At 58.6% G+C, this 6,885-nt stretch carries 6 protein-coding genes; all 6 read right to left on the bottom strand.

Annotation, left to right across the window (positions count from 1 at the left end):
• Positions 1-818 (bottom strand): MOP flippase family protein (locus GYRE_RS15720; RefSeq protein ID WP_038256488.1); only part of this gene is annotated, 818 nt, incomplete at its 3' end.
• A 9-nt stretch (positions 819-827) separates the two neighbouring features.
• Positions 828-2,222, bottom strand: a complete 1,395-nt coding sequence (gene wcaJ / locus GYRE_RS15715) for an undecaprenyl-phosphate glucose phosphotransferase (RefSeq protein WP_038256486.1) — start codon at positions 2,220-2,222, stop codon at positions 828-830.
• A gap of 53 nt (positions 2,223-2,275) precedes the next feature.
• Positions 2,276-3,646 (bottom strand): colanic acid biosynthesis phosphomannomutase CpsG, encoded by a 1,371-nt coding sequence (gene cpsG / locus GYRE_RS15710; protein ID WP_038256484.1) that lies wholly within the window; start codon positions 3,644-3,646, stop codon positions 2,276-2,278.
• 81 nt (positions 3,647-3,727) lie between these two features.
• A complete protein-coding gene (cpsB, locus tag GYRE_RS15705; RefSeq protein WP_038256482.1) occupies positions 3,728-5,164 on the bottom strand; it encodes a mannose-1-phosphate guanyltransferase in 1,437 nt (478 codons plus the stop codon).
• Positions 5,161-6,408 carry a colanic acid biosynthesis fucosyltransferase WcaI gene (wcaI, locus tag GYRE_RS15700; RefSeq protein ID WP_038256479.1) on the bottom strand — a complete coding sequence of 416 codons (1,248 nt, stop codon included), beginning with the start codon at positions 6,406-6,408 and terminating at the stop codon, positions 5,161-5,163. The genes cpsB and wcaI overlap by 4 nt, the downstream gene beginning before the upstream one ends.
• Entirely contained in the window at positions 6,405-6,884 is a 480-nt protein-coding gene (locus GYRE_RS15695) for a GDP-mannose mannosyl hydrolase (protein WP_038256477.1), read from the bottom strand. Before GYRE_RS15695 ends, wcaI begins: the two co-directional genes overlap by 4 nt.
• Position 6,885: the final 1 nt, after the last annotated feature.

The following is a 6,885-nucleotide window of genomic DNA, read 5'->3' as shown; positions in this document are numbered from 1 at the left end:
GCGAAGGCCGGGAACAGCACTCGGGTAATAATCGGGTTTAGCTTCATCGGCGGCACGACCGCCACGTTCCAGGCGAGGTTGTACCCCCCGGCCGCTCCCGCCCCCAGGATGCGCGCCAGCACCAGCGTTGAGAGGTTGGTGTTCACGTAGTTAATGATACTGTCGGCGGTCAGCCAGGCACCAAAACGCAGATTAGAAGCCACCGAGGCCAGCGAGAAATGCAGGCCCGGACGATAAATCTTGCGCCCGTACCAGCCAAACAGCAGCGTTCGTACCGCCGTATTCACCAGATACCCCAGAATCGCGGTCATCGCCCACGGCCAGAACCAGGCGCTCACCACCGTCACGCTAAAGCCCGCCATTACCGAGCTGGTTTCAATCAGGCCAATCTTGTTGAACTCCAGCTCCTTTTGCATCAGCGCGCGGAACTGCTGCCCGTGCGGGATCATCACAAAAGCCAGAGACAGCGTTTTGATAAGCGGCGCGAGATCCGGGTTATGCAGTACCCGAGCAATGGTGTCGCTCAGGGCAAACACCAGCGCAAACACCACAATCCCGAGCCCCACGTTCAGCCAGTAGAGCGTGGTCAGTTCAAGGCGACTTATCGCTTTACGCTGAATGATAGAGTTGGCAATGCCGAAGTCAGACAGCGTATCGGCGAGAGCTATAATCACCAGCGATACGGTCAAAAGACCAAACTGGTGGCTATCAAAAATGCGCGCCAGCCACGTCATCTGCACCAGCCCCAGGCCGATAATGGCAACCGTCGCCATCGCCGACCACTTTGCCCCGCTGATGGTTTTCTCTCTCAGGCTCATCCTGCTACCTCAATACGCCGTTTTGCCAATAAAGCCTTTGAAAATCGTCAGAAAAACAATCTTGATGTCAAACCACAAGCTCCACTCACGGATGTACTCAAGGTCGAACTCCACGCGTTTTTCCATCTTCTCGAGGGTGTCGGTTTCGCCACGCCAGCCGTTGATCTGCGCCCAGCCGGTAATTCCTGGCTTCACTTTGTGGCGCAGCATGTAGCCTGCAATGAGCGGTCGATACTGTTCGTTATGCGCCACAGCGTGCGGCCGCGGGCCAACTATCGACATCCCACCGGTCAACACATTGATAAACTGCGGCAGTTCATCAAGCGAAGTACGGCGCAGAAAACCACCAACACTTGTGACGCGAGGATCGTTCTGCGTCGCCTGCTTCACCACCTTGTCGTTCTCCATCACTTTCATAGAGCGAAATTTCCACACTTTGATGGGCTTGCCGTCGATACCGTATCGGGTCTGGCGGAAAATGATCGGACCCGGCGAGTTGAGTTTCACCGCCAGCGCAATCGCACAGAGCACCGGAGATATCAGCAGCAAAATCAGCGAGGAGAGCACGATGTCTTCCAGACGTTTAATCACCCGGTTAATGCCCGATAGCGGGGTGTCATACAGCGGCACCACCGGTACGCCGTTCACCTCTTCGGTGCGCGAATGGAGAATATTGAAGGTAAAAACATCGGGGATCAGCAGTACCGAACAGGTGGTATCGGCGAGGTCACTCACCAGGCGTTTGATGCAGGTTTCTTCGCGCATCGCCATCGCGATGTAGACGTTATGGATCTTGCCGCCACGGGCGTCGTCGAGCAATTGTTGATAATCCCCCGCCCACTGCGCCTGGGCGTGTGCTGGCGGTTCATCGTGATAGGTCCCCATCACTTCGTAGCCAAGCCACGGCTGGTTACGAAAGCTGTCGAGCAGCGCCTGCCCGGCGGGTAAATCTCCGGCTACCGCCACGCGGCGAGTGTTGTAACCCTGATTACGCAGCCAACCGGCGAGCGAACGGATCAACGAACGGCTGGCAACCATGCCGACGCTCGACACCAGATACCACATCAACCAGAGCAGTGCGCTGTCGTTAAAATCATCGTTAAACGCCAGCAGTCCGGCGCTGAAAACCAGGCTCAGGGTCCAGTTTTGCAACAGCAGCTGCAGCTCCGTTGCCATACGCACTCCACGCCAGGAGCGGTAAAAATCGGTCAGCCCGCCAATCATCTGAAACACCACCAGCGTTATCAGCGCCATCAGCAGATGCAGGTACAAAAAAGGTAAGCCAACGCTCCGGCACACCAGCCACATGCCGCCCAGCATGATGGTGATGTCGGAGAACCGTTGCACTATTGAGATTAACGATGCATTCGTTTTGGCTCGTTCGCGCTTTCTTAGAGTCGTCATCGTTGTTCCTGTGTTAGTTGACTTCCCCTCGCCTCACGGAGAGGGGAAAGGTATTACTGATTCAGCAGTGCCAGAATGTCCCGGGTGCGCGCTTCCATCAGCGCCGGGTTGCCGCGAGACTCCACGTTCAGGCGCACCACCGGCTCGGTATTCGACGAGCGCAGGTTAAAGCGCCAGTCGGCCCAGGCCATGCTGATACCATCGGTGTGGTCGACCTCCAGCGCATGGCTGGCAAAGTGCTCTGCCACCCGGGCGATGGCCGTCGCCGGCTCCGCAAGCTTGCTGTTGATCTCACCGCTCGCCGGGAAGGCGGCCATGCGGTCACACACCAGCTCACCCAGCGTTTTACCGCGCAGGCACAGCAGTTCGGTCACCAGCAGCCACGGGATCATCCCGCTGTCGCAGTAAGCAAAATCGCGGAAGTAGTGATGAGCGCTCATCTCGCCGCCGTAAATCGCATCTTCCTGACGCATGCGCTCCTTGATAAAGGCATGACCGGTTTTCGACATCACCGGCGTACCGCCTGCGGCGCTCACCACGTCCACGGTGTTCCACGATAAACGCGGGTCATGAATGATTTTCGCCCCCGGGTTGCGCTCGAGGAACGCCTCCGCCAGCAGACCAACGATGTAGTAGCCTTCGATGAACTGCCCGGTTTCATCGAACAGGAAGCAGCGGTCGAAATCGCCGTCGAAGGCAATCCCCATGTCGGCGCCGTGTTCAATGACCGCATGGCGGGTGTCGGCCCGGCACTCCGGCAGCAGCGGGTTTGGAATACCGTTCGGGAAGTTGCCGTCAGGGGTGTTGTGCACTTTGATGAAGGTGACCGGCACGTTCAGCGCCTTAAAGCGCGCTTCCAGCGCATCCACCACCGGGCCCGCCGCGCCGTTACCGGAGTTGATAACCAACTTCAGCGGCCTGAGGTTTTTCACGTCGATGTAGCCAAGCAGATGGTCGAGATACGCCTCGCGCAGGTCGATTTTCTGATAACCGCCGCGCTGCGACGGCTCCACAGCCGGGAAGTCATTGGCCTCCGCCCGACGCTGTACGTCGCGCAGCCCGGTGTCACCGCTTATCGGGCGGGCGCCTTCACGCACCAGCTTCATGCCGTTGTAGTCCATCGGATTGTGGCTGGCGGTCACTTCAATGCCGCCGTCGACGCCGAGGTGGAAGGTGGCGAAGTAAATCTCCTCCGTACCGGAGAGTCCGATATCCAGCACATCAACGCCCGCGTCGCGCAGGCCCTTCGCCAGCGCCATCTTCAGCGCTTCGCTGGTGAGGCGCACGTCGCCGCCCAGGACGATGGTCTTCGGTTTCAGGTATTCGCCATAGGCCCGGCCAATGCGCCAGGCGATATCTTCATTCAGCTCGTCGCCCAGTCGACCGCGAATGTCATACGCTTTAAAACAGGTCAGTTTTGTCATGATTTACCCTTTTTCAGGCAACAGGAGGCCCTGACCATGCAAGGCCATTTTTTGTTGGTTGTTTTTTTACCCGGGTAGTGCTTACACGCGTCCGTATCTGTCGGCAAAGCGCACGACATCGTCCTCTTCGAGATAGGAGCCGGAGCGTACCTCAATCAGGTCGAGCGGGATCTTGCCGGGGTTTTCCAGGCAGTGGGTGGCGCCAAGCGGGATATACACCGACTCGTTTTCACCGAGCAGCGTAATATCGTCGTTGATGGTGACTTTGGCGGTGCCCGCCACCACAATCCAGTGCTCCGCACGATGGTGGTGCATCTGCAGCGAAAGCCCTTCGCCAGGCTTCACGGTGATGCGCTTCACCTGGTAGCGGTCACCGGCGTCGATGGAGTCATACTTGCCCCACGGGCGGTATACTTCGCGGTGAATATGGTGCTCATGGCGACCATCGGCTTTGATGCGCTCAACCACTTTTTTTACGTCCTGAACGGCGTGTCGGTCGGCAATCAGCACCGCGTCTTTGGTCTGGACAACGACCAGATCCTTAACCCCGACGGTGGTCACTAGCCCCGATTCCGCGTACACGTAGCTGTTCTCGGTTTTATGGCTGATAACGTCGCCGTGGTGCACATTGCCCTCCGCGGTGTGATGGCTGATTTCCCACAGAGAAGACCAGGAGCCAACGTCGCTCCAGCCCGCGTCCATCGGCACCACCACCGCGTCGGCGGTACGCTCCATCACCGCATAGTCCACGGATTCCTCCGGGCAGGCGAGAAACGCCGCTTCATCAACGCGAATGAAGTCGAGATCCGGGTCAACCACCGCCATCGCCTGTTCACAGGCGCCGTAGATGTCCGGACGGAATTTATTCAGCTCTTCAAGGTAGCGCCCGGCGCGGAACAGGAACATGCCGCTGTTCCAGTAGTATTCACCGCTGGCAACGTACGCCTGGGCGGTATCAAGGTTCGGTTTCTCAACAAACTGCGCCACCTGGAAGGCCTGCGTATCCTGTGCAGTGGAGACGGCCTCACCACGGCGAATGTAGCCGTAGCCGGTTTCCGGAAGCGTCGGCACAATGCCGAACGTCACCAGCTTGCCGTTCTCGGCGTGAGGGATGGCGTTAAGCACCGCGCGGCGAAACGCTTCTTCATCCTGAATCACGTGGTCGGCCGCCAGCACCAGCATCAGCGGATCGGTATCCGGCGACTGACGCACCGCCGCCATGGCCGCCAGCGCGATAGCCGGCGCGGTGTTACGCCCGGCGGGCTCCAGGATAATATTCTCGGTCAGTTTATTAAGCTTGCGCAGCTGCTCCGCCACGATAAAACGGTGCTGCTCGTTGCAGATAACCACCGGGCTTTCGCACTGCACGCCGTTCAGACGATGAATGGTCGCCTGCAGCATGGTAAGGTCGCCCTTCAGGCAGAGAAATTGTTTCGGATAGAGCACCCGGGACAGCGGCCACAAACGGCTGCCGGAGCCACCGGCCATCACTACCGGGTAAAGTTGCGCTTGACTCATGTTGTTAACCCCGACTCGTTGTGTGAAGAAATAGCGGTAATAAACTGACTCAGCACGTTCTCTTTCTCGAGCGTTCGCTCGGCATATTCGCGTGCCTGACGGTTCTCTTTGGGCATCGCCAGGACGGCGCTAATCCCTTCGCTCAGCGCCGGAACCGATTCCGGCTCGACGCACACGGCGATGCCCGGCACCTCGCGACACAGCTGGCCTAATTCGGTATTGGCTTCGGCGGTGATAAGCGCATTTCCCCCCACCGCCAGAATATTGGTGAGCTTTGAGGGCAGCACCGCATCCGCGGCACCGCGTTTCTGGATAACCAGATGGCAGTCAGCCATTCTGAGCAGCGCCGGCAGCGCTTCATAAGGCTGCAGCGGCAGAAAGCGGACGTTGGTTAATTCGTAGGTGGCGGCCAGTTTTTCCAGCCGCGCTTTGCCACCGCCCTGGCCGACGATGACGAACAGCCACGGCTCATTCTGGTGCAGCTTCGCCACTTCAATCACATTCTCCAGCCCCTGCTTTTCGCCGATGTTGCCGGAGTAAAGCAGCAGCTTTTTATCCGCAGGTAACCCCAGCTGTTCGCGCAGCACCACCGTCTGGGTCGCACTGACGTCGCGAAAACGTTCTGTCTCCGACCAGTTAGGGAAGAAAATCACCTTCTCCGCCGCCACGCCTTTCTCCCGCGCTTTGTTCATCATCGAGCGCGAAATCGTGGAGACGTTATCGACGTTCAGCAAACCGCTGCGCTCAAAGGCGCTGGCGAGCTTCGCCACTTTTCCGCCCTTGCCCTGCCCCGCCATCCCCAGGCCGAGCATGGCGTCCACTTCATAATCCTGAATATGCAGCAGCGTGCGGGCACCGGAGAGCTTCGCGAGCAGACGCATACCCGGCGTGCAGAACAGCGTCGGCACCACGCCAATGATGGTGTCCGGCTTCCAGCGGCGCTGGGCCATCAGCGGGAAGAAACTACTGAGGGCAAAACTGCCAAGATGCAATAAGCGCTTCAGCGTGGAAGGCTGCTTTGGAACATACAGCGGACAGCGCCAGACGGTGGCATCGCCCTCTTCCCGACAGTAGCGCCAGGAGGAGTAACGTTCCCCCACCTTCCACTCCGGGTAGTACGGCGGTGCGGTAATAACCCGCACTTCGTGCCCCTGGCGCGCCATCCACTCCACCATCTCACCGGTGTATTTGCCGATGCCGGTCAGCTCCGGCGAGTAGTTAATGCCATAGACCAGAATTTTCATAAGCCTGGTACTCCAGCGAAACGCTCCCGAAGAAAGTAAGCGCGGCTGTTGTCGTGGACGTTATCGGTCGCCAACAGCTGCTCAGGCGTCAGCCAGCGATAGTCGTTGTGCTGACTATCCGGAAGCGCAAGCTGTTGTTCATCGACCTGCAGGCGAAAGCCCAGCACCACATAGTGAGTACTGAAATCGTCGCCCGAGAAGTTGTCGTCGTAAAAATGCTGCCAGACGCCATAGAATGCGCCAGCAGAAAGCGGTAGCGGCAGGCCGAGCTCGGCCTGCGTCAGTCGTACAAAGGCGTCCGCCAGCGTTTCGTCCTTCTGCACGCGTCCGCCCGGCACAAACCAGTAGCCCTGTGCCGGACGGTTGTTGCGTTTCCCGAGCAGAAATTCTCCACGCGCGTTCTCGACGATGAGATCCAGGGAGATCAGCGGCGTTGAACGTACTACGGTGGCAAAATCTTCATGCTTCAGAAACATG

Source organism: Yokenella regensburgei ATCC 49455 (assembly GCF_000735455.1).
GTDB classification, from domain to species: Bacteria; Pseudomonadota; Gammaproteobacteria; order Enterobacterales; family Enterobacteriaceae; genus Yokenella; species Yokenella regensburgei.
Note: the sequence above shows the minus strand (reverse complement) of the source record. Positions and strands in the feature narration are given on the sequence as shown.

What these genes read in the sequence shown, in the direction of transcription:
- cpsB (WP_038256482.1), bottom strand. Translation starts at nt 5,164, where the DNA reads ATGAGTCAAGCGCAACTTTACCCGGTAGTGATGGCCGGTGGCTCCGGC.
- wcaI (WP_038256479.1), bottom strand. Translation starts at nt 6,408, where the DNA reads ATGAAAATTCTGGTCTATGGCATTAACTACTCGCCGGAGCTGACCGGC.
- GYRE_RS15695 (WP_038256477.1), bottom strand. Translation starts at nt 6,884, where the DNA reads ATGTTTCTGAAGCATGAAGATTTTGCCACCGTAGTACGTTCAACGCCG.
- wcaJ (WP_038256486.1), bottom strand. Translation starts at nt 2,222, where the DNA reads ATGACGACTCTAAGAAAGCGCGAACGAGCCAAAACGAATGCATCGTTA.
- cpsG (WP_038256484.1), bottom strand. Translation starts at nt 3,646, where the DNA reads ATGACAAAACTGACCTGTTTTAAAGCGTATGACATTCGCGGTCGACTG.